Below are 20,311 nucleotides of genomic sequence, written 5' to 3'. Positions count from 1 at the left end.
ATCCCATTTTATCTGGCAGGTTACTATAAATAAAACTTCCCATATAGGAATCTTTCATATATTTTAAAATAACTGACCTCCTTTCGATTTCGTCCTGGAATATCTGTTTGCTTGATGACTATTTCGAGCGATGCAATTAACTGTCACGCGATGCAACTCGACGATCGCATTCTGGCACAACCGCCTCGCAGAAGTCCACAACAAATCGGTAACTGCGGGCGTAGGTTTTTATACTGCGGGCAGGAATTGCGCCCGGAATATCTAGATTTTTGGTCGTTTCGCGCCGATCGGGAAACTACAAGAGTTTGCTACAGGCGGGTTAGCGGTTTCAATCGCCCACAGCCCCGAAAGCGGTTCGATAAATCGGTGTAAAATTCGCGATCGGGCGATCTCCAGGCATTACCGCAGTCAAATGTACTGCATCTATTGTTGCATCCATATTGGCTGACCCCAAGCCAGGAATTAAGTTGAAAATAGTTAGTGTATCTATCTTAGGGCATAAACAGCATAATTTTCGAGCTTTCGAGCTAAAATTCTACTGATCTACTACGGAATAGTATTTTATACTGGGACGATCGGGATTAGAGTTAATTACTTACGTATAAGTTTCTGCGGTTAATATTAAATGCCTTATATGAACGCAAAACACTGGTGTCTTGCGTATTAATGCGCCAATGCAGTGTGCCTAAAAATACTTGTTAATGTTCAGTAAATCTAATATATGAGAATTGGAAATTGGGCATTGGGCATCGGCCAAAGAGGGCATCGGGAATTGGTTGTTATTAATTATCACCAACAACTCACAACTGACAACCAACAAATAACAACCAACAAATAACAACTGACAACTGACTACTAAGAGGGCGGGCACGGGGGCACCGCCCCTACTAACTACTAACTACTGACTACTGACTACTGACTACTGACTACTGACTACTGACTACTTTCGCCCGAGCAACAAATAAGTCATCATTTCTCCTTTACCTTTAATTTCAACAGCACCGCGCATTTTAAAGGAAAAATTATCTTTCAAACGCTCATAAACCGCAGCAGTCACCTGAATTTCTCCCGGAATACCGTTTGATTCCATCCGGTGAGCAACATTCACTGTATCCCCCCACAAATCGTAACTAAATTTAGTTAAACCAATGACTCCCGCCACCACCCCACCAATATTTATCCCAATGCGGAGACTAAAAGTTTGATTGTGTTTGAGATTGAAGCTAGCGAGAGCAGCTTGCATATCGAGTGCCATTTGGGCGATCGCCTCTGCGTGATTTTCTTGCGGTTGGGGCAAACCGCCGACTACCATGTAAGCATCACCAATAGTTTTGATTTTCTCTAAACCGTGCTCTAACGATAACCGATCGAATTGACTAAAAATTTGATTGAGAACTTTCACCGTTTCTGCCGCACTTTTTTGAGATGCAAAATTTGTAAATCCCACCAAATCAGCGAATAAAACGCTGACATCCGAAAAGCTGTCAGCAATTATGCTTTGTCCTTCCTGCAAGCGATCGGCAATCGGTTTAGGCAAAATATTTAAGAGCAATTCTTCAATTTCTTCTTTCTGAAATTTGGTTGTTTCCAAGAGCAACCGCGTTTCAATTTCTGCCTCTTCCCGAGAAGCAATTTCCCGCTGCAACATCTGATTTTTATGCGTAAGTTGCAGTTCTAATTCCCGCAGCCGCAATTGATTTTCAACCCTAGCTAGCACTTCTACTGCTTCAAAAGGTTTAATAATGTAATCCACCCCGCCAATATTAAAGGCTTTCACCTTATGAGAAACTTCTACCAAAGCACTCAGAAAAATAATGGGAATGCCGCGAGTGCGATCGCTAGCTTTCAAGCGACTGCAAACTTCATAGCCATCGATCCCAGGCATCATAATATCTAGCAAAATTAAGTCAGGTTGAGTCAACTCCACAGCTTCGAGTCCCCGTTGGCCGCTAGATGCAAGTCGTACTTCATAGCCTTTTTTCGACAAGATTCGCTCCAGTAAACTTAAATTGTTAAGAGTGTCGTCAATAATTAAAATACTGCCCCTGAATTTTTCAAAAGATAGTTGATTCATCAGCTTGCTAGGAAGTTAGTTAAACTTATAGCCTTTCTCAGAAAGATGAGGTACTCATGGGCATCGGGGATAGGGCATCGGGCATCGGGCATACCTCACTTTTTTGAGAACCGCTATAAGATTGGTTTAAATTCAAAACTTACGCACGGTGCATCGAAATCTTTTTTTTCATGAAACTACTTGTTGAAGCAGGGAGAAAGAGCGATTGGCCCTATTTTTGATGTACGAATGCCTCCTTGACTCAAATGTATACTAATTTGTCAGGCACAACAAAAGCTTTGCCAAAAACTTCATGTTGTGGGTAAATTCGATCGCCCTCCATGTAGATTGATTGACTGGTAAGTTGATTGACTGCTTGGTACCCGTTTTGAAAACAAACATATCGCACTATTCCCACCGCTGTTGCAATTTACACTACACTCATGGACTTACTGGCACAGTTGGCGGGGCTAATTTTCCCGAAATTCTTAGTATAGCTGGATTTAAAAGTACGATCGACATGGCGGGCGATCGAGAAATGGGCGTGATTTTTTCGTCATATCATCCCTGAGTCTCTGGTGCCACATTTTATTAAGAAATAATACAATAATTTTACACATGGGGAAACTCGGGAAGGGAGCAAGTCAAACCATGCGATTAGCGATCGGATCGAGTACAATTTTGATAAGATTTAAGATTCAGAAAAAATTTGCTATTGTCCGTCGGGGTAACAACAATGAGCGATCGACCAATCATTCTCGGTATTGTCGGAGACAGCGCAGCAGGCAAAACCACCCTGACGCGGGGAATTGCCCAAGTATTGGGGCCAGAAAATGTCACTGTGATTTGCACAGACGACTATCATAGGTATGACAGACAGCAGCGCGCCGAAATCGGGCTCACAGCACTGCATCCCGACTGCAATTACCTCGACATCATGCAGCAGCACCTCAGCCTGCTGCGTACAGGTCAAGCAATTCTCAAACCCATATACAACCACCACTCAGGTACATTCGATCCCCCGGAATACATCAAGCCAGAAAAATTTGTAATAGTTGAAGGTTTGCTGGGTTACTCAACCCGAACCATCCGCGATTCTTACGATGTCAAAGTGTATCTTGCTCCCCCAGAAGAGTTGCGAACTCAGTGGAAAGTTAAGCGCGATATTATGAAGCGCGGTTATACTGAAGAACAGGTACTTGCAGAAATAGAAAAGCGGGAACCGGATTCAGAAAATTATATTCGCCCCCAGCGCAAATTTGCCGATGTTGTAGTTAGTTTTTACCCGCCAGAAGCCGACAAAGAATCAAATTTGAGCGTGCGTTTAGTCCTGAGACCAACAATTCCTCACCCTGATTTTACTGAGATTTTAGCTCAAGGCAGCGATAGTTTTAAACCGGCCATTCGTTTGGGACTCGATCGCGATATGGGGAAACCAGTAGATGTTTTAGAAGTAGACTCCCACGCTACGAGCGAACAAGTAAACGAACTGGAAAAGATTTTGTGCAACGAAATGCCCCACCTGCGGGGATTTTGCAGTGCCCAAGGCAACCCGGAAATTGGCAAACTAATCGGCACAACTGGCGAAGTTTTGCAAAGTTACCCGCTAGCTTTGACGCAGTTGCTAGTTGCATATCACATGATGAAAGCAATTCATGTGTATTAGTTAGTTGTTAGTTGTTAGTTGGCAGTTGGCAGTTGGCAGTTGGCAGTTGGCAGTTGGCAGTTGGCAGTTGGCAGTTGGCAGTTGGCAGTTGTTAGTTATTATTGCCATAACCAATAACCAATAACCAATAACCAATAACCAATAACCAATAACCAATAACTAATGTGAGGGCAAAGTCTGATTAACTGTCGCCAATTGCTGAACTTGCAGCGATACTGGCAACTGACTTTGAGGTGCGGGAACCATTTCGCCTCGGAAGTCGAGGAGAGTGACGAGCAGCAGGTAGGCAACTGCTAGGATTACAGAAATGACGCCGGTGATAATAGCAATAATTTTTGAACGTTCCATATTCAGAATATTTTAAGTGCAGCTAATCTTAGTTTAACATTAAATGGAGCAATTATTAAGGGACTTATGCAATACAATATAATCAGGTGCTACTTATTTTTATGACGAAAATGGAACCTGTTATAGATGCGCCAACTTCCACCCAGATGCCAGGGGCTACCCCAGTGGTGCAAACATTCGATCTGGGGAAGTTCTACCGTACTGGCTTCTGGATGAACGAAAAGATTGAATCGCTCAAAAATTGCACTCTGACTGTCTCTGAGGGGGAAACTTTCGGGCTGTTAGGGCAGAATGGAGCGGGGAAAACTACGCTGCTGAAGACTTTGCTGGGGATAGTGCGGCCGACTTCTGGCAGGGCGCTGTTGTTGGGGAAGCCTTTGGGCGATCGCACTGTGAAGCAACGAGTCGGCTATTTGCCAGAAAATCCCTATTTTTACGATTATCTCACGGGCTGGGAATTTTTGCAATTTGCGGCGGGCTTATTTCAAATCCCCCCCTCGATTCAGCGGCAGCGAATTCCGCATTTACTAGATTTAGTTGGGCTAGCTCAATCGGCGGCAATTAAAAAACAGTTGCGCCAGTATTCTAAGGGAATGCTGCAACGGATCGGCATGGCTCAAGCTTTGATTAACAATCCCGATGTAGTATTTTTGGACGAACCGATGTCTGGTTTAGATCCGATGGGGCGCTATCAGATGCGGGAGATAATTTTATCGCTGAAAAATCAAGGGAAAACGATTTTTTTTAATTCGCACGTACTCTCGGATGTGGAGAAGATTTGCGATCGGGTGGCAATTTTGGCTCGCGGTGAGTTAATCTGTGTTGGTGCGATCGATGAACTTTTGGGTAATACTAAAACTTACCGAGTTCAAGGTAAGGGTGGCCATTTGAATATTCTGCAAAAATGGATACCGGATATGGAAGTTGATAATGATTTATGGTACGGTCATTTGCAGGGACATCCGAAGGACTTTATTGCTAATTTGAGCGTGATGGGAGGGCAGCTAATTGGGATGAATTTGGCTAAGCCTTCTTTGGAAGAGTTTTTTATTCAGCAACTGCAAGAAAGAGGTATTTATTCGAGCAGTTGAAATAGGGATATTTGTTGAAAACGGCTACCGCCGAGGCCAGATCCGATCGATGGACAGGATGAAAACCCTGCCAAGAATAACTTGCTTGTTTTTCTTGGCATCAACCGCCCGAGTTAGGTGATGTTAGACAGGCCATGCAATCGCAGTTTGACCTTAGAATCCCCGCGCTTTTACGTGCCCGGAGTATGTCCGCGACGGAACCAAGCGAATATATTAAAATCTCCCTGCATTTTCTGCAATTCTTGTTGGTGCTGCTTGGCTGTAGCATAATACCACTGGCAATAAAGCTCAAATTCTTGACGGTATTTAACTTCGTCATAAAACTCACGGACAACTTGATGTCTCTGAAAAATTTCAGCCGTTGGAGTCGGTTCTGGGACAATGTTTTGTAGCTCGTGGGGCAACATAATTGTTTGGGGGCGACTGTGGCAAATATTTGGTGTGATTACTTTAAGTTAACACATTAAATCCTCGAATTTTAGATTTGGGATTTTAGAATTTATAAGATTTATAAAAAATCGTGCGTTGAGTTGGTTTATTCAGAGATTGTCGTGCTGGTGCGTCGCTGGGTAGATTTTTAGGATCGCAAATTAAATAATTTACAGAAGTTCGTGGGATGGGCGGGACGCCCGTCCTCTCTGGACGGGCGGGACGCCCATCCCACAATAATCATCATCAATATTGTTGCATTGATTGTTCTTGCTTGATATTAGTTAAAATTCTGCAATCCCAAATCCAAAATCCAGAATCTAAAATCCATTAAAGCCATCCCCGCAGGCGATATACGATTAAGCCGATGTATTCTTTTAGAGCTTTAGTAGATTGGTGTAGATAATAGGTATCCGGCAATAAGTCGAGGGCGAATGCTAGCCCGTTGCTTTGAGATGTGGCGATATCCTGCTGGGTTATCTGAAAATCTGTTGGTGCTGGGATTACTTTTATTCCCTGGCGCTGAAAAATCAAGAGGGATCGAGTCATGTGCATCGCCGATGTCACTAGCAAAACGGGCTTTTTGATGTTTTTTGCGTCTAAGATTTGCCGCACGTTGACGGCATTTTGATAGGTGTTGTGGGAATCGGGATCTTGCAGAATTGCTGATGCCGGTATGCCCATTGTTTGGGCAATTTCTGCCATATCTGCCGATTCGGGAGAGCCCTCACCTTTCCAATCTACTCTACCGCCACTGAGCACTAACAGGGGAGCTTTGCCTTGACGGTAAAGTCGGGAAGCGTATATTATACGATCGCCCGCTTCCCCCAATTCTACCCAAGGGCGGGGCGCTAGTCCTGCTTTCACACCGCCACCCAACACGATAATCGCTTCAGCTTGAGGGAACTCGGCGGTTGGTAAATTTTGCCATTCGAGCGATCGCACTAACGATTTTGACACCCAACCGCTACTCCCAAGCAGTAAAATAATTAGAGCCCCAGCCATTGGTGCTGCCGCCCATTTGGGATGCTTCCAAAGCACGATTAAAGCCGCCATCATTAACAGGCAACTGAACCCCAAAGGATAAATAAACAGCGGTAAAAGTTTAGACAGAAATACAAACATTCAGGAAGTAATTAAAATTGCTCGTTAGCGGGAATTCGGAATTCGGAATTGGGCATTGGGCATTGGGCATTGGGAATTGGTAGAGTTATTGCCAAGATTTTATTAATAAGAAAACCACAGATTAAAGGCAGATGTACCGAGATAAACGCAGATATGGCTTTTCTCAAAAAGATGAGGTATGACTGACAGCTTATATAACCACTAAACTCAGATAAACTCAGAGGGCTAAAGCCCAACAACGTACTTCATCTTTCTGAGAACCGCTATATTTTTAAAATAGGCAAGCTTGGGAGTGGCAGGGATCTGCTAACTATTTTGGTCTAAAAGTTTAATTTTTATGATTGAGTTTTGAAGTTTACACTGTTAAAATTAAAGCTCAAAACTCAATACTAAAAACAAATCGGTGCTAGCGACGATCCTCAGGCTCTGATAGCCAGTCAAAGAATGAAGTAGGCTCACGCCGGGAGGTTTTGTATTTATGCCCGTCTACTTCCACGACTTCTTTATTGAGGATAGCATCCGAGGTTTTCTCCTTGGAACGTGTATTCGGGTTGAGTAGTAGTTCATTGTGCCACCAAGCAACCATTAAGCCTGCTGCCACGCCGCCGAGGACACCAAGGCCAATACTCACGGGCAGACTACATCCTACTAAGCGAAACCCAACGGTAAACAACACGAACCAGATCAGCGCGGGGTTAAACCCCTTGGAGTCTCCGTTAAATTTTGCCATGAGCTGCAAGTTATTTTTGTAATAATACAGAAAGATATTGACAATATTAGCAGAGAATGAAATTCATCGCGGGCGATCGCACTCCAACTACTTCCCACAAATCAAATTTAATTGTACATCTAAGTCTTGTGCGGTATCTACAACGTTTAGAGAAATTTGCTCTAATTGTGTAAAAGGTTCTGCTTCTGCTTGCTGCGAGGTCAATAGTTCTGCTGTGGCGTCGGCAATATCGCCTCTGCGCTGTTGCAGTCGTTGTCGCAATACTGCCATTGGTGCGGTGCAGTAAACGATTTGCAGGGGCAAGCCGTGGGATTGAGCCAGATTCATCGCATCGGTTCTCCAGTTTTGGCGATCGAACTTAGCATCTAAAATCACATCCCAACCTCGGTCAGCCAGCATTATCCCCAACTCTAACAATCTACCATAAGTCCGTGCCGTCATCTCATCCGAGTACAAATCTTGACCACCGCGTTCATTTAAAGGAATTCCCCCTAAATGTTTGCGAACAGCATCGGATCTAATGTGAATCGCCCCAGTGTGGCGGGCCAAATATCGAGCCGCTGTACTTTTCCCAGAACCAGACAAACCAGACATCAAAGTTAACTTTCCCGAGCGCGGCTTTGTGTATTCCCAAGCCAGTTTGTAGTAATGAGCGGCACTCTGTGAAATCTGTGCTTTTTCATTAGTAGAAACCGCTTCATCGTCCAACATTAACGAAGTTACTTTTGCTCTCACATAAGCTTGACGGCTCAAATACAGCGGCAGCACTTGCAGTCCTTCCCAATCGCCTGTTTGTTCGACGTAAGTATTGAGAAAAACATTTCCTAAATCTCTGCGCCCCCGCGATTCCAAATCCATGACGGTGAAAGCAATATCGTACATGACATCCACAAAGCGAAAATGCTCGTTAAATTCAATGCAGTCAAACAGCAATATTTTATCTTGCCACCAAGCGATGTTCCGCAAGTGCAAATCTCCGTGACACTCGCGAATTTTATTGTTAGCAATCCGTCGCTCGAACAAGTCTTGATTTTCATCAAAAAACGCATCAGTATAATCTTTAGTTTCCCGATATTGACTCGCAGTCTGCGGCCCGCCGATATATTTTTGGGAAATCCGGTAGTTGTTATCTATTGCTGTACGAATCTGAGTGACTTCGCCAAATTTGCGAATGTAGCTATTACTAACTGCCCTGCTGTGAAACCTAGCAACTTCGCGCCCTAAGTCTGCCATAATTTGCTCGGTCAATAGTCCGTGTTCCAACAAACTGAGCAACAGTGAATCTTGAGGAAACTGCCGCATTTTAAGCGCGTATTCTACAGCAACTTGGGTGGGATTTACATCTGGTGAATTACTGCCAAATTGAAACGCATCGCCACTTTGAATAATTGGCAAAACTTCGAGATAGATTTCCGGTGCTGTGCGTCGGTTCATTTCCAATTCTTGGATGCAGAAATGCTGCCGTTTCTCCACAGTCGAATAGTCCAAAAAGCCAAAATCGACTGGCTTCTTGATTTTGTAAGTATAATCTCCAGTCAGCAGGACAAAGGAAATGTGAGTCTGAATTAGTTGCACTGGTTCTGTCACCCCGTGCGGGTAAAACCCGGGCTGCAACATCTGCTGAATCAGAGGTGGGAGACAAGTCATATCGATTTTGGATTTTAGATTTTAGATTTTGGATTGAGGATTTTTAGATTGGGGATTGGGGATTTTTAGATTGGGGATTGGGAATTTTTAGATTGGGATTGGGGATTTTTAGATTGAGGATTTTTAGATTGGGGATTTTTAGATAGGAGATTTTCAGATTTTGGATTGAGGATTTTTAGATTTTAGATTGGGGATTTTTAGATTTTAGATTGGGGATTGAGGATAGGTATTTTTAGATTGGGGATTAGGGATTGGGGATTGAGGATTTGGATTTGGGGATGCAAGGATGTTGACTTTCATCCGATTTATTATAGAGTTGATAGGGGAGCATCTCAATTTTGCAAAAAGCATTTTTTTTTATAGTGCGAGCGTCCCCGCTCGCGATTTGTAGCATACGCGAGCGGGGACAGCACTATAAATGCAAAACTAAGATGCTCCCGTTGATAGTTAGTGTAAACCAAAAATTAGTGATGACAGAAAACAATCCAGAATCCGGTTCCGTAGATGTGTTTGGCGTGGGCAATGCCCTTGTAGACATCCTAGCATTAGTCGAAGATGATTTTGTGGTCAAGCACGGGCTGAATCGCGGCGCGATGACGCTGATGAATTCGGAAACACAGGGGGGAATTTTGCACGATTTGGAACACAATTCGCTGCAAATGCGATCGGGGGGTTCTGCGGCAAATACGATGATTGGTTTGGCTCAGAGTGGCGGTAAAGGCTATTATTCGGGGAAGGTTGCTAAGGATACTAACGGCGAATTTTACCGCCAAGATTTGCTGGAGGCTGGGATTGATTTTAATGTGCATCCTGCTACTGAGTCGAATGGGCCCACGGGTACTTGTGTCGTGCTGACTACGCCGGATGCGGAACGCACGCTGTGTACTAATTTGGGGGTTTCTACTACTCTGGCGGCGACTGATATTGATGTCGATCGCCTGTCTCACTGCAAGTACAGTTATGTTGAGGGCTATCTTTGGGATGCGACCGAGCCGCGAAAGGCTAGTATTGAGACGATGGAACAGTCTAAGCGTCTGGGTGTGAAGGTGGCTTTTACTTTTTCGGATGGCTTTTTGGTCGATCGATTTGCGGATGATTTTCACAAGGTGGTTTCGGAATATTGCGATGTCATTTTTTGCAACTCTGACGAAGTTCGGAGCTTTTTCAAGGAGGAATCTCTGGAAGAGTGCGCTCGCAAGATGAGCGAGATTTCGGATTTGGCTTTTATCACAAATGGGGACAAAGGCTGCATGGTGGTGGAAAACAAACAGATTGTAGATGTGGCTGGATTTCCCGTAAAGGCGATCGATACTGTGGGTGCTGGCGATGCTTTTGCAGGCGGTGTTTTGTTTGGAATTACTAATGGTTTGAGCGCTGAAAAAGCGGCTCGTTGGGGCAATTATTTGGCTTCAATGGTGGTGCAGATTCACGGCCCTCGTCTTGAGGGTTCTCAGGCTCATTTGCTGAACCAGGTGATTTCTGGTTAGTAGTTGAAAATGGCGATCGCACTTTTTGTCGTAAGGGGCGATCGCCTGTGGAACTAATCGGATACAAATACATTAATCTACTACTTCAAAGGACAAGGAGAAGTTACCTAAAACGTTCTGTCAGAGTGAAAACAGTTTTATGGTGGAAAGTAGCGATAAATATCTTTCCGGTGAAGCACCCTGGCAAAAGTAACAGTTTCGCCATCAAAATAAAAACCTATTCGATAGTCACCAATCCGAAGCTGATAGGCATTATCATCCCCTTTCAATTTTTTCAAGTTAATAATTGCCTGTAATATCAAGTCCGGTCGATTAACATAACAAAAATTGTTCGTAGTGTGGACTTTAGTCCGCAGTATGTTGCGGACTAAAGTCCACACTACGAACCTTCAATGGGAAATGGGAATAAGCTACCTTATCGACACCCATCGCACCCGACACGATCGCCTTTTTCGTGTAGTACAATATAGTTATATTCGTGTTATACGCGTAACTATAACCGCATCATGCCATGTCACAGCCAAAGTCCCCAAAACCCAAAATGGCGACAATCCGCGAGATTTACGATCGCATTTTATGGGATAGTCGTTTAGACCATCGTGCCTTTAGCCTTGGTTTTAGCGATCGCATTTCTGGTAATATGCGGGAAAAGCCTTTGTCAGAATGGGCAGTCGATGGCGATATTCCCTGGCATCGGATTCGTTATGTTAAATGTGGGGAAACAATTGTTTGGGATCGCGATCGGCTGGTAGACTTGTTTACTACTGGAGAATTACCAGTCGCGGCATGGGTTGTCGCCACGGAAAATATAGAATCGGCAAACCAGCAACTGCAAATCGATCCTCAACAATCAAATCCCACCTTTGTGAAAGACTTCCCGACTAGATCTATTTACCAATACAATCAACAAAATTGGCAAGCCAGGAATTTGCCCTTAGAGTCGGTAACGATAACCAGATTAAAAATTGTCAGTTATAACGTATTATCAGATCTCTACGAGTCAGAACTTACCGAGACAGCCCAGCGAATTCCGATAATTATAGAGCATCTGCGTCAGTGTGATGCCGATATTATCGCCCTTCAAGAAGTAACACCGCGTTTATTAGAAAAATTATTAGCTGAGGATTGGGTTCAGGCTTATCATATCTCCGAATCTCCCCAAGGCGAAACGCTGGAATGGCACGGTTTATTAGTGCTATCGCGATTGCCATTTACTTTAGTAGAATATCGCTACTCGCCACGGAAGCGGGTATTAGTAGGAAAGTGGTTGCTGAATAGTAAAACTCTCAATGTCGCCGCCGTCCATTTCACCAGCGATTACAATAAAAATTCTGAAAAAGTCAGGTATAAGCAACTTAATATCTTGCTAGAATACCTAAACTCACAGCCGGGAGATTGTCTAATTGTTGGCGATTTCAATGCCAAAGACAACGAACCAGCAGAGATATTAACGACAAACAATTTTATCGATCTTTGGCAAACACTGCATCCCGAAGATCCGGGATACACTTTCCATCCCCAGGCTAATCCTTTGGCAGCATTAATGAGTCTAACTGGACTTGCGGGACGGTTAGATAGGATGATGTTACGGAGTCAGAACCGAGATTGGATATCTCGTCAAATAGAATTATTTGCCTGCAATCCCATACCAGATACAGAAGGAAAAATCTATCCCTCAGATCATTTTGGTCTCCTCACCCAACTAGAATCCATCACCTGTTTGCAAACCATCTCACCTGTCTATAAAAGTGCAGTTGTCATCATTCCACCGGATGACATTTTACCTGCAATTCAAAGTATTCGCCGCCGTTGCGATCGGCAATTTCATCGTTGGATGCCTCATATCAATATAATATATGGTTTTCTGCCAGAATCATATTTTTCAGAAGCAGCAGCAGCCATTACCCAAGCACTGACAAAACTAGAACCATTTACTATAACTTTATCAAACTTTGAAACTTTCACGCACTCTTCTAGCTGTACGGCATGGTTAAATCCGATTCCTCAACCTGCCGATCCACTGCATCAATTACAAGCAATACTTCAACAAATATTTCCGCAATGTGATGAACAAAGTAGCAAATCAGCTAACGGATTCACACCCCATTTAACTGTAGGTCAATTTGACACAACCGAAGTCGCCAAAACCGAACTTTCCCAATGGCATCCAGTCAAATTTCAAGTAGACTCGATCGCCCTAATTAGCCGCCGCGATAACGAACCATTCGAGATTAGATATCGGATACCTTTAAAATCAGCAACTCCCTCAGAAATTTCCGGCGCAAAAACAGGAGAAAATGAGTCTAACTTATCGCTAATCCAAATAATCGACCAACTCGATCCCAAACTCACTCAAACACAGACACTGCATCAAGAACTAATTCAGTCGATCGTCACCCAAGCCTGTCAAGAATGTTTAGGCTACCAACCATTATTACAGCAAATTGGATCGGCGCGGATCGGCATACAAAGCAGCCACAGCGATTTAGATTTACTTTGTATAATTCCTGCCCCTTTAACAGGAGAAACATTCCTCAAACAGGTACAAACTAGATTAGCAGGATTGTGCTATTGCTCCCAACTGGTAAAATCGGGGAGAGTACCAGTATTGAGAATGGAAATAGAAGGAGTGGCAGTCGATTTACTCTCTGCCACAACCCTCGGACAATTCCAGATAATTGAACCATTATCTCAAGAGGCTAGACCATTTTTTGATGCCGTCAGTTGGAGTGCCGTAGTAGGTGCTTTGGAAGCGGATTTAATGGTAGATACAGTCAGCCAACATTTGTCCTGGGATTTATTTATAAACTTGTTAAGGGCGGTGCGAACCTGGGCGAAAGCACGTCAGATTCACGGTAATGCTTGGGGATTTCTCGGTAATTTTTCTTGGGCATTACTGACAGCTTGGAGTTCTATTCATAGCGAACACTTAAACCTAGATATATTACTTGCTCATTTTTTCCAAATCCTCAGCCAACACGATTGGACTCAACCAATAGCATTAACTGAAGCCGGAACACAGTATCAAGTACAAAAATCGCGGGAATGGTTGCCTGTAATTACATCGATCGCACCTTGTCAAAACAGTACCAGAAATGTCACGCGATCGACCGCAGAAATATTGCGCCGCGAATTGGGTCGCGGTGCAGAAATTGCGTCGGAAGTATTGGCGGGAAATACCACTTGGACAACTCTATTTGAGTCCGTTGATTTACTGGAACAATCAAATGCGTTTTTAGTATTGACGGTAAGTAGTGCAGAAGTTGGTAATTTAGAAAAATGCGGCGGCTGGATTGAAGGTCACATAATTGGATTAGCGATCGATTTAGAGCAAAAACTAAATATTTCTGTCAGACCTTGGCCTGGAATTCGGAGAAGGCAAAATCTAGTTAGTGTCGTGCTAGGTATCATCTGTAATATAGATGAAGATTCTGGTGCGATCGCCCAAATTAGCAATGAGTTTATCGATCGGTTCAATGCTGCTAACGATTGTAGCAGTATCTTGCAGATCGAGTTGTGCGATCGCGACTCATATCATGTCCAGTCGGGTTGGTCACATTGTACCTCATCTACCTGAGAAAGGCTACAGAACCCATTTGACATCTTTTCTTGAACAAGAAAGGCAGATCGATCGGTCGTCTGGTGTAACTCAATGGTAAAATTGTAATTCAACTGTAGCGCTCCGATGAATTTGCATCCTACATTCCCAAATAAAAACTCAAATTAGCGCCTCCACCGAGTCACTAACCTACCAGCGTTATCTGCGCCTAGCAGTTTTTAAAGAAATGGATTTACCAAAATTTTTATGAATATAAAATGGTCGATAAAAAACTTATTTCGATCGCAGAACTTCTGGATAATTGTGCTAGTTGTGGCCATCTCTAGGATTGTCTTAAATTCGCAGCTTGACGAGTGGATTGGTGTAGCGCCACCTTCAGCAGCAATCGAACGTCTCGCCACCGCCACCACCATGACGCGGGAAGCGCAACAAATTTTCTACCGGCAAACTCCAACCATCGAACCCAAGCAAACCTTCTTTAAAATCTGTCAAACAAAAGAAAAGGTGAAGGATACCTTAATTATCTTTGGGTGCTATTTCACCAACGGTAAATCGGGCAAAATCGCGATTCAGTCGGTTACAGACGATCGATTTCAAGGCGTGATGGAAGTGACAGCAGCCCATGAAATGCTCCATGCCGCTTACACTCGCCTCAGTCCATCGGATCGCGACAAGCTAACACCCCAACTCAAACAAGCTGCTTTGCAAATCAAAAACGATCGCTTGTCTAGCATATTGAAGCAATACCAGCAAAAGGATATAGCTTTGTATGTTAACGAATTGCACTCGTATCTGGGGACAGAACTCGGCTATCTCGGCGATGTCGAACTCGAACAATACTATCAGCGTTACTTTCGCGATCGCCAACAAGTGGTAAAGTTAGCCGATCTGTCTCAAGAGATCGTGCGAAAATTAGATGAGAAATCCCAGCAACTCAAACCTGAAATTGAGACCTTAGAAGCAAGTCTCGCACAAACCAAGCAAACAATCAAAGAGCACAATCTCGAACTCGGATCGAAGAAACGCAATCTAGATGCGTTGCAATTGGATTTAATGCGTTTTAAGGAACAAGCTGAAGAATCTTACCGACAGGGTAACGGCTCTCCAGAAAAGGTGTTTCAGTTTGAACAAAAAAAATCTGATTACAATCAAAAAGTGCAAGAATTTAACGATGGAGTGCGCGAACAGCAGGAGCGCGTTGCTGCTTTTCAAGAGCAATTCGATATTTACAAGCAGAAAGTGAACGATTACAATGCAATTGCTCGTGAAGAAAAAGCCCTCTTCGACGATCTCAAAGCTACCCCACCAGTCAAGCTCGAAGCCCCAGCCGGCCATGATTCCCATCTTGCCAAATGAGATCGTGCTCCTTATTAGGTACGTTGTTGCGCTTCAGCGCTCTTTGCTAATCTTAGGAAAGAGCGCTAAAGCGCAACTACATACCTTGACCTATTGGTAGTTTTATATATCCTATCCTGACAGGAGGGTTTTATTGCAGTCACACAAATTAGGTACGTTGTTGCGCTTGGGCACTCTTTGCAAATATTAGGAAAGAGCGCTGAAGCGCAACTACATACCTTAGCCTATTAGTAGTTGTATATATCCTATCCAGAAAGGACGGTTTTATTGTAGTCAGAGAAATTAGGTACGTAGTTGCGCTTGGGCGCTCTTTACAAATATTAGGAAAGAGCGCTGAAGCGCAACTACATACCTTGGCCTAAAACTTTTATTATAATACCAACGGAAGTGTCACCACACAAGTTGTACCAATACCAACTTCACTGGTAATCTCAATACTACCTTGATGCAAGTCAACGCACTTTTTAACCACGATCAATCCCAATCCCGTACCAGGGATAGTTCGGACATTCTTACCTCGGTGAAATGGCTCAAACAACTGCTTTATATCTTCTGGAAAAATGCCAATTCCTCGATCGCAAACCTGGAGTAGCACCTGATGCAACTGAAACTCTAAACCAAGATGCACATTACCTCCCTTAGGCGAATACTTAATCGCATTGGATAATACGTTGGACAGAATCGATCGCAACAATTTTTCATCCAAGCAAACGGGAATTGGATTTCCTTCACAGGTAAAGGTGATGGTATACTGACTGCCAGCGCTGAGCCGCATTTCTTCCACAAATTGTTCGCAAAATTTGTCCAAAACCAAAAATTTTGGATTAAATTCTAGTTTCCCAGTTTCGGCGCGATTGATGGTTAAAATATCGTCGAGCAATTGCACCATATTCCTTACAGAATCCTGAATTCGGTGCAGGTTTCTCAGTCGCTTTTGGGAGTCATTCCATTCGTCTGGGCTGTTTTCTAGAATTTGAGCTGCTGCTAAAGCCGTACTGAGTGGAGTGCGAAATTCATGGGATGCCATTGAAAAAAAACGGGTTTTCAGAATACTCAGTTCTTTTTCGCGCTCCAGGGCTAACCGAATTTCGTCCAGTCGTTTTCGTTCGGTGATGTCACGAGTATTGACGATAATTTGTGTGGTGGCTGCATTGTTTATAAAAGGCTGGCTAATCGCTTCCAAGGTTCGCCAAGAATTATCTTTGTGCCGATAGCGGAATTCAATGGGACGGTTGAGTTCTGCACTTTGCCAAGTATTGGTGAGACTTTGATAAGTAGTGGTAAAATCATCTGGGTGAATTGGCTCAAATATTTTTTTCCCCACGAGTTCAGATACTAAATACCCTAAGACTTTTTCCACAGAAGGACTGACATAGCCGATCGTACCATCTGTATCTAGAATCATAATGATGTCTAGAGCATTTTCAATGAGCGATCGAAACCGTTCTTCGCTATGTCGCAGGGCTTGTTCTGCTTGTTTTCGTTCGGTGGTGTCTCGCTGGATGGCGATCCAGTGAGTATACCAACCCGTGCGATCGCCAACAGGAACAATACTAAATTCATTCCAATATTCGGAGCCATTTTTCCGATAATTAATCACTTCAACGGTGACAGATTCCCAACGCGAAAGTGCTATCCGAATTTTGTCTAATTCTGTGCTATCGGTTTTTTTACCCTGCAAAATCCGGGGTGTTTTACCCAAAACTTCTTCTAGGCTATATCCTGTAATCTGGGTAAATGCTTCATTGACATAGATGATGCGAAGACCAACTTCATCGATCGCTTCCGCTTCGGTAATTACGACGCCATCATTTGTGTTAACAACAACTGATTGGAGGAGTCGCACCTGTTCTTCCTGTTGCTTTTGTTCGGTAATGTCGGCAATCACTGCGACAATGCCCTCAATCTGATTCTCACTATTCTTTAAAGGAGCAGCGGAGAAGATAATGTCGATCGCACTTCCGTCTTTTTTGTGGCGGCGCAGTTCGACACTATATGTGATTCCTTGCAGGAGATTGCTGCGGAGAGTGGAATAATTTTCTAATGGATCGTCGATAAAAATTGGGTTGGGATGGTTGATGACTTCTGCTTCAGTCCAACCAAACATCTGTTCGGCGGCAGGATTCCAAATTTTGACGTACCCTTCTATATCCAGCGTGAAGATAGCGCGAGGAGAGGCGCTAATCAGGGTTTTTAGGGTGTGGTTGGTGTGGCGCAGTTCTACTTCGGTGCGCTGTCGTTCGCCAATTTCGTCTCGTAGAGCGACGTTGGCTTCAGCTAATTCTTCGGTACGTTGTTGGACGCGCTGTTCTAGTTCGGCGTTGAGTTGTTGAAGCTGTTGGTATAATTCTGACTGTTGAATGGCGATCGCCACCTGCGTCGCTAGTTGCTGCATTAACTCCAATTCCCAGGTTTCCCAGATGCGCGGGCGATCGCACTGGTGAGCAATCAATAACCCCCAAAGATAGGGTACAGAAGGATTCCCCTCAACCTGCCGATTTTCTTGGACGATGGGGACAACCAATTTTGCTATGACTCCAAATTGTTGGAGAAAATCAGTCAGACAAGTTTCGAGATCGGCTTCTTCAATATTTTCTATGAGGCGGGTTTTTCCCAGAGAATAAGCCTCATGGTACTCGCTGGGAAACACTTCTGGTGGAAAGGATGTTCCTAAAATGACGGGGTAAGGGGGTAAAACGGCTTCGTTAATGGCGCTGCCCGTTCCGTCTGGCCACAGGCGGTAAATGAGAACGCGATCGGCTTCCAGAAAGCGTTGCACATCTGCTACCGTGGTTTCTAGCACGTGGTCTAAATCCAGGGATTGTCGGATGTGTTGAGCAATTTGATTGACTAACCGTTCGCGATCGGTTTGTTGGCGCAGCACCCCTTCGGCTGTTTGTCGTCGGGCTACTTCCTGTTTGAAGCAGGGGCAAATTACTACCACAACTAAAACGCCGATCGCAACTAGAAAAATGTTACTTAGCATAGAAAATGGTTGGATAATTCCTATGAAAATCAGGATGCCACCAACAGACAACAACAATGCTACAACCATGCTAACCAGTATCAGCCAGATCAAGAGCTTGGATCGAACCTAGTCTGGAAACTACCATATTTAAACCAGTATTGCTTGAGGTTGTGACAAGGCGTATGCAAACTGGCTTTGGCACGATATAGAATGACTTGACGGTGATCGCCCATCCAAATTTTGTCGATCGGCTGAACCGAGATTAATGTTCCTCCTAAAGCCGTAATCGACTCGGTAAATCGCTCAATAGCGCTATAGTCTATAGTTTCAAAGATGTAAAAATTGCCAGAACAAATTAAATGACGGCTGCGAATCCAGCATTGCAACTTTTTTTGGGCTTGTGGTGGCAACATTCTAATATGATTGAGTATCAATACTTCGGACAGTTTTAGGTGCTAATCGAGTACATGAAACCTAGGCTGGATCTATTGTGAACTATTTTTTCCAAGTTTGTTTTTAATGGCAACGCAGAAAAAAAATTAAAAATTGCAGGGCTGGTACTGTCCAACTTACAGAGGCTTTAAACAAACTGTCTTAAGTATTGGAGTATAGAGAATCATGGTCGATCGCAAAAACGTGATGAGGATTTCAAATTAAATTTTCTCCAGCTAGTTTATTAATAGAGTTGGCATTCTCCAGAATTGGGCATCCTCCAATTCTGGAGATGTTTACGGCTCTCAAGATGAGGAAATACCAGTTATCCCAAATTATACAGTAATAACAGTAGGTTGATTGTAGAATATCGACCCAAAGATGTAGATTGTACAATTATTTTGAGAAACTGATATAATCTCAATTTCTATCCAATTGTTGCTAGAAATTTAGAGATAGCTGAATCTAATTAGAGAAGCCAGAAAAACCCTCTAAATATGACTTAAATCCATCTATTAAACTTCTTGTTTTTGTTGGATTTAGAGAATCTCAGTGATGCTGACAATTTTGCCAGAGGTGCGATTGATCCGCTGAATTTGCGGACTCATATTGTCTCCTGCCACAATGTATGTCGTGTTACTGAGGCGCCGAGGTCTGTCGAATTTCGACCCTGTTACCACAATTTTGAACATTTTTTCGGTTGCGACATAAGCGCCTCCTCGACTGGTTGAGGGCTTGATGGCGTTAGCGCTGTTGGTAGCAACGGCGTAGACTAACTGAGATGCTTTGACGGCACTGTCGATTTGGGCGAAACCCCGATCGAGCAGCGACATCCGATTGTAACCTACTTGCTTGGTATTTGCTTCGCTGCTTCTGCCTCGGTAGTAGGGAACAACGTTTTCACCAAAAGCGGTTTGATACTCGTCGCTGTCGATATAGGAGTCAATTTCGGCATCGTAGCCTTGCTCAACACAGCGGATAATGTGTTCAGAAATTTCTGTTTGATCTTGTGGTGCACGACCTAGCAGGTGCAGGAAATTGAGTTCTACAAATCGATAGGGAGCGCACTTTTGAAAATAGCGAGTGCTATAAAAATCAGATTTAGCAACCAATCGGACAAATTCACGCACGGAGATGCTGCGATCGCACAATTGAGATTCCGCAGTTACCAAGCGCTCGCTTTCCATCACGTGGGGATTGCCCAAAACCTGCTTGTAGACGGCGCGAATCACAGCTTGCACCTCATCTACACCGCTGGTTGGCCACAGTTCACATTTTGTCGAATCTGCCATTGCAATTAATCTCCTTTACAGATAATAGTTGGTAGTAGCTGAAATCTTGCACCATTTTCAGCAACAGGCTCTCCGGCCTGTTCCACAAAGAGTGGATTTCTTGTGGAACAGACCGGAGAGCCTGTTCG

At 43.8% G+C, this 20,311-nt stretch carries 16 protein-coding genes; 7 read left to right on the top strand and 9 right to left on the bottom strand.

Annotated elements, in window-relative coordinates; genetic code table 11:
• Positions 1-114 precede the first annotated feature (114 nt).
• The gene (locus JGK22_RS15490; protein ID WP_293156235.1) at positions 115-372 is read left to right on the top strand and encodes a hypothetical protein; all 258 of its coding nucleotides are present in this window, start codon (positions 115-117) and stop codon (positions 370-372) included.
• A 568-nt stretch (positions 373-940) separates the two neighbouring features.
• On the opposite strand, the gene JGK22_RS15485 is transcribed toward JGK22_RS15490, so the two are convergent.
• Positions 941-2,074, bottom strand: coding sequence for an adenylate/guanylate cyclase domain-containing protein (locus JGK22_RS15485; protein WP_293182377.1), 1,134 nt, complete (start codon positions 2,072-2,074; stop codon positions 941-943).
• A 367-nt stretch (positions 2,075-2,441) separates the two neighbouring features.
• Between JGK22_RS15485 and JGK22_RS15480 the strand changes: the two genes are divergently transcribed.
• Entirely contained in the window at positions 2,442-2,624 is a 183-nt protein-coding gene (locus JGK22_RS15480) for a hypothetical protein (RefSeq protein ID WP_293182375.1), read from the top strand.
• A 165-nt stretch (positions 2,625-2,789) separates the two neighbouring features.
• Positions 2,790-3,719, top strand: a complete 930-nt coding sequence (locus JGK22_RS15475) for a phosphoribulokinase (RefSeq protein ID WP_293182373.1) — start codon at positions 2,790-2,792, stop codon at positions 3,717-3,719.
• A 159-nt stretch (positions 3,720-3,878) separates the two neighbouring features.
• Here the strand turns inward: JGK22_RS15475 and JGK22_RS15470 are convergent, their stop codons facing one another.
• Positions 3,879-4,067, bottom strand: a complete 189-nt coding sequence (locus JGK22_RS15470) for a hypothetical protein (protein ID WP_293182371.1) — start codon at positions 4,065-4,067, stop codon at positions 3,879-3,881.
• Positions 4,068-4,177: 110 nt separating this feature from the next.
• On the opposite strand from JGK22_RS15470, the gene JGK22_RS15465 reads away from it, so the two are divergent.
• Entirely contained in the window at positions 4,178-5,158 is a 981-nt protein-coding gene (locus tag JGK22_RS15465; RefSeq protein WP_293182463.1) for an ABC transporter ATP-binding protein, read from the top strand.
• A gap of 170 nt (positions 5,159-5,328) precedes the next feature.
• On the opposite strand, the gene JGK22_RS15460 is transcribed toward JGK22_RS15465, so the two are convergent.
• From JGK22_RS15460 to JGK22_RS15445, 4 genes are all read right to left on the bottom strand, one after another.
• Positions 5,329-5,565 carry a hypothetical protein gene (locus tag JGK22_RS15460; protein WP_293156254.1) on the bottom strand — a complete coding sequence of 79 codons (237 nt, stop codon included), beginning with the start codon at positions 5,563-5,565 and terminating at the stop codon, positions 5,329-5,331.
• A gap of 352 nt (positions 5,566-5,917) precedes the next feature.
• The gene (locus JGK22_RS15455; protein WP_293190229.1) at positions 5,918-6,712 is read right to left on the bottom strand and encodes a YdcF family protein; all 795 of its coding nucleotides are present in this window, start codon (positions 6,710-6,712) and stop codon (positions 5,918-5,920) included.
• 406 nt (positions 6,713-7,118) lie between these two features.
• Positions 7,119-7,442 (bottom strand): hypothetical protein, encoded by a 324-nt coding sequence (locus tag JGK22_RS15450; protein WP_293156260.1) that lies wholly within the window; start codon positions 7,440-7,442, stop codon positions 7,119-7,121.
• Between the two features lie 87 nt (positions 7,443-7,529).
• Positions 7,530-9,089 (bottom strand): bifunctional aminoglycoside phosphotransferase/ATP-binding protein, encoded by a 1,560-nt coding sequence (locus JGK22_RS15445; protein ID WP_293190227.1) that lies wholly within the window; start codon positions 9,087-9,089, stop codon positions 7,530-7,532.
• 470 nt (positions 9,090-9,559) lie between these two features.
• On the opposite strand from JGK22_RS15445, the gene JGK22_RS15440 reads away from it, so the two are divergent.
• From JGK22_RS15440 to JGK22_RS15425, 3 genes are all read left to right on the top strand, one after another.
• On the top strand, positions 9,560-10,576 hold the full coding sequence (locus JGK22_RS15440; RefSeq protein ID WP_293231648.1) for an adenosine kinase: 1,017 nt from the start codon (positions 9,560-9,562) through the stop codon (positions 10,574-10,576).
• A gap of 541 nt (positions 10,577-11,117) precedes the next feature.
• On the top strand, positions 11,118-14,153 hold the full coding sequence (locus JGK22_RS15430; RefSeq protein ID WP_293216480.1) for a poly(A) polymerase: 3,036 nt from the start codon (positions 11,118-11,120) through the stop codon (positions 14,151-14,153).
• 228 nt (positions 14,154-14,381) lie between these two features.
• The gene (locus tag JGK22_RS15425; protein WP_293182359.1) at positions 14,382-15,491 is read left to right on the top strand and encodes a hypothetical protein; all 1,110 of its coding nucleotides are present in this window, start codon (positions 14,382-14,384) and stop codon (positions 15,489-15,491) included.
• A gap of 370 nt (positions 15,492-15,861) precedes the next feature.
• On the opposite strand, the gene JGK22_RS15420 is transcribed toward JGK22_RS15425, so the two are convergent.
• The 3 genes from JGK22_RS15420 to JGK22_RS15410 form a co-directional block, all read right to left on the bottom strand.
• On the bottom strand, positions 15,862-18,546 hold the full coding sequence (locus JGK22_RS15420) for a PAS domain S-box protein (protein ID WP_293182357.1): 2,685 nt from the start codon (positions 18,544-18,546) through the stop codon (positions 15,862-15,864).
• Between the two features lie 20 nt (positions 18,547-18,566).
• Positions 18,567-18,872, bottom strand: a complete 306-nt coding sequence (locus JGK22_RS15415; protein WP_293182355.1) for a CpeR family transcriptional regulator — start codon at positions 18,870-18,872, stop codon at positions 18,567-18,569.
• Between the two features lie 558 nt (positions 18,873-19,430).
• Entirely contained in the window at positions 19,431-20,183 is a 753-nt protein-coding gene (locus tag JGK22_RS15410; RefSeq protein WP_293313133.1) for a phycobilisome rod-core linker polypeptide, read from the bottom strand.
• Positions 20,184-20,311 lie beyond the last annotated feature (128 nt).

The sequence above is a fragment of the Microcoleus sp. PH2017_08_TRC_O_A genome (assembly GCF_020738665.1).
In the GTDB taxonomy this organism is placed as follows: domain Bacteria; phylum Cyanobacteriota; class Cyanobacteriia; order Cyanobacteriales; family Microcoleaceae; genus Microcoleus.
This window is presented reverse-complemented; position numbering and strand designations above follow the sequence as displayed.

Bases quoted from the DNA above. Each gene is read 5' to 3' on its own strand.
- JGK22_RS15475 (WP_293182373.1), top strand. From the start codon at position 2,790: ATGAGCGATCGACCAATCATTCTCGGTATTGTCGGAGACAGCGCAGCA.
- JGK22_RS15455 (WP_293190229.1), bottom strand. From the start codon at position 6,712: ATGTTTGTATTTCTGTCTAAACTTTTACCGCTGTTTATTTATCCTTTG.
- JGK22_RS15490 (WP_293156235.1), top strand. From the start codon at position 115: ATGACTATTTCGAGCGATGCAATTAACTGTCACGCGATGCAACTCGAC.
- JGK22_RS15460 (WP_293156254.1), bottom strand. From the start codon at position 5,565: ATGTTGCCCCACGAGCTACAAAACATTGTCCCAGAACCGACTCCAACG.
- JGK22_RS15410 (WP_293313133.1), bottom strand. From the start codon at position 20,183: ATGGCAGATTCGACAAAATGTGAACTGTGGCCAACCAGCGGTGTAGAT.
- JGK22_RS15485 (WP_293182377.1), bottom strand. From the start codon at position 2,074: ATGAATCAACTATCTTTTGAAAAATTCAGGGGCAGTATTTTAATTATT.
- JGK22_RS15470 (WP_293182371.1), bottom strand. From the start codon at position 4,067: ATGGAACGTTCAAAAATTATTGCTATTATCACCGGCGTCATTTCTGTA.
- JGK22_RS15420 (WP_293182357.1), bottom strand. From the start codon at position 18,546: ATGGTTGTAGCATTGTTGTTGTCTGTTGGTGGCATCCTGATTTTCATA.
- JGK22_RS15465 (WP_293182463.1), top strand. From the start codon at position 4,178: ATGGAACCTGTTATAGATGCGCCAACTTCCACCCAGATGCCAGGGGCT.
- JGK22_RS15450 (WP_293156260.1), bottom strand. From the start codon at position 7,442: ATGGCAAAATTTAACGGAGACTCCAAGGGGTTTAACCCCGCGCTGATC.
- JGK22_RS15425 (WP_293182359.1), top strand. From the start codon at position 14,382: ATGAATATAAAATGGTCGATAAAAAACTTATTTCGATCGCAGAACTTC.
- JGK22_RS15440 (WP_293231648.1), top strand. From the start codon at position 9,560: ATGACAGAAAACAATCCAGAATCCGGTTCCGTAGATGTGTTTGGCGTG.
- JGK22_RS15415 (WP_293182355.1), bottom strand. From the start codon at position 18,872: ATGTTGCCACCACAAGCCCAAAAAAAGTTGCAATGCTGGATTCGCAGC.
- JGK22_RS15430 (WP_293216480.1), top strand. From the start codon at position 11,118: ATGGCGACAATCCGCGAGATTTACGATCGCATTTTATGGGATAGTCGT.
- JGK22_RS15445 (WP_293190227.1), bottom strand. From the start codon at position 9,089: ATGACTTGTCTCCCACCTCTGATTCAGCAGATGTTGCAGCCCGGGTTT.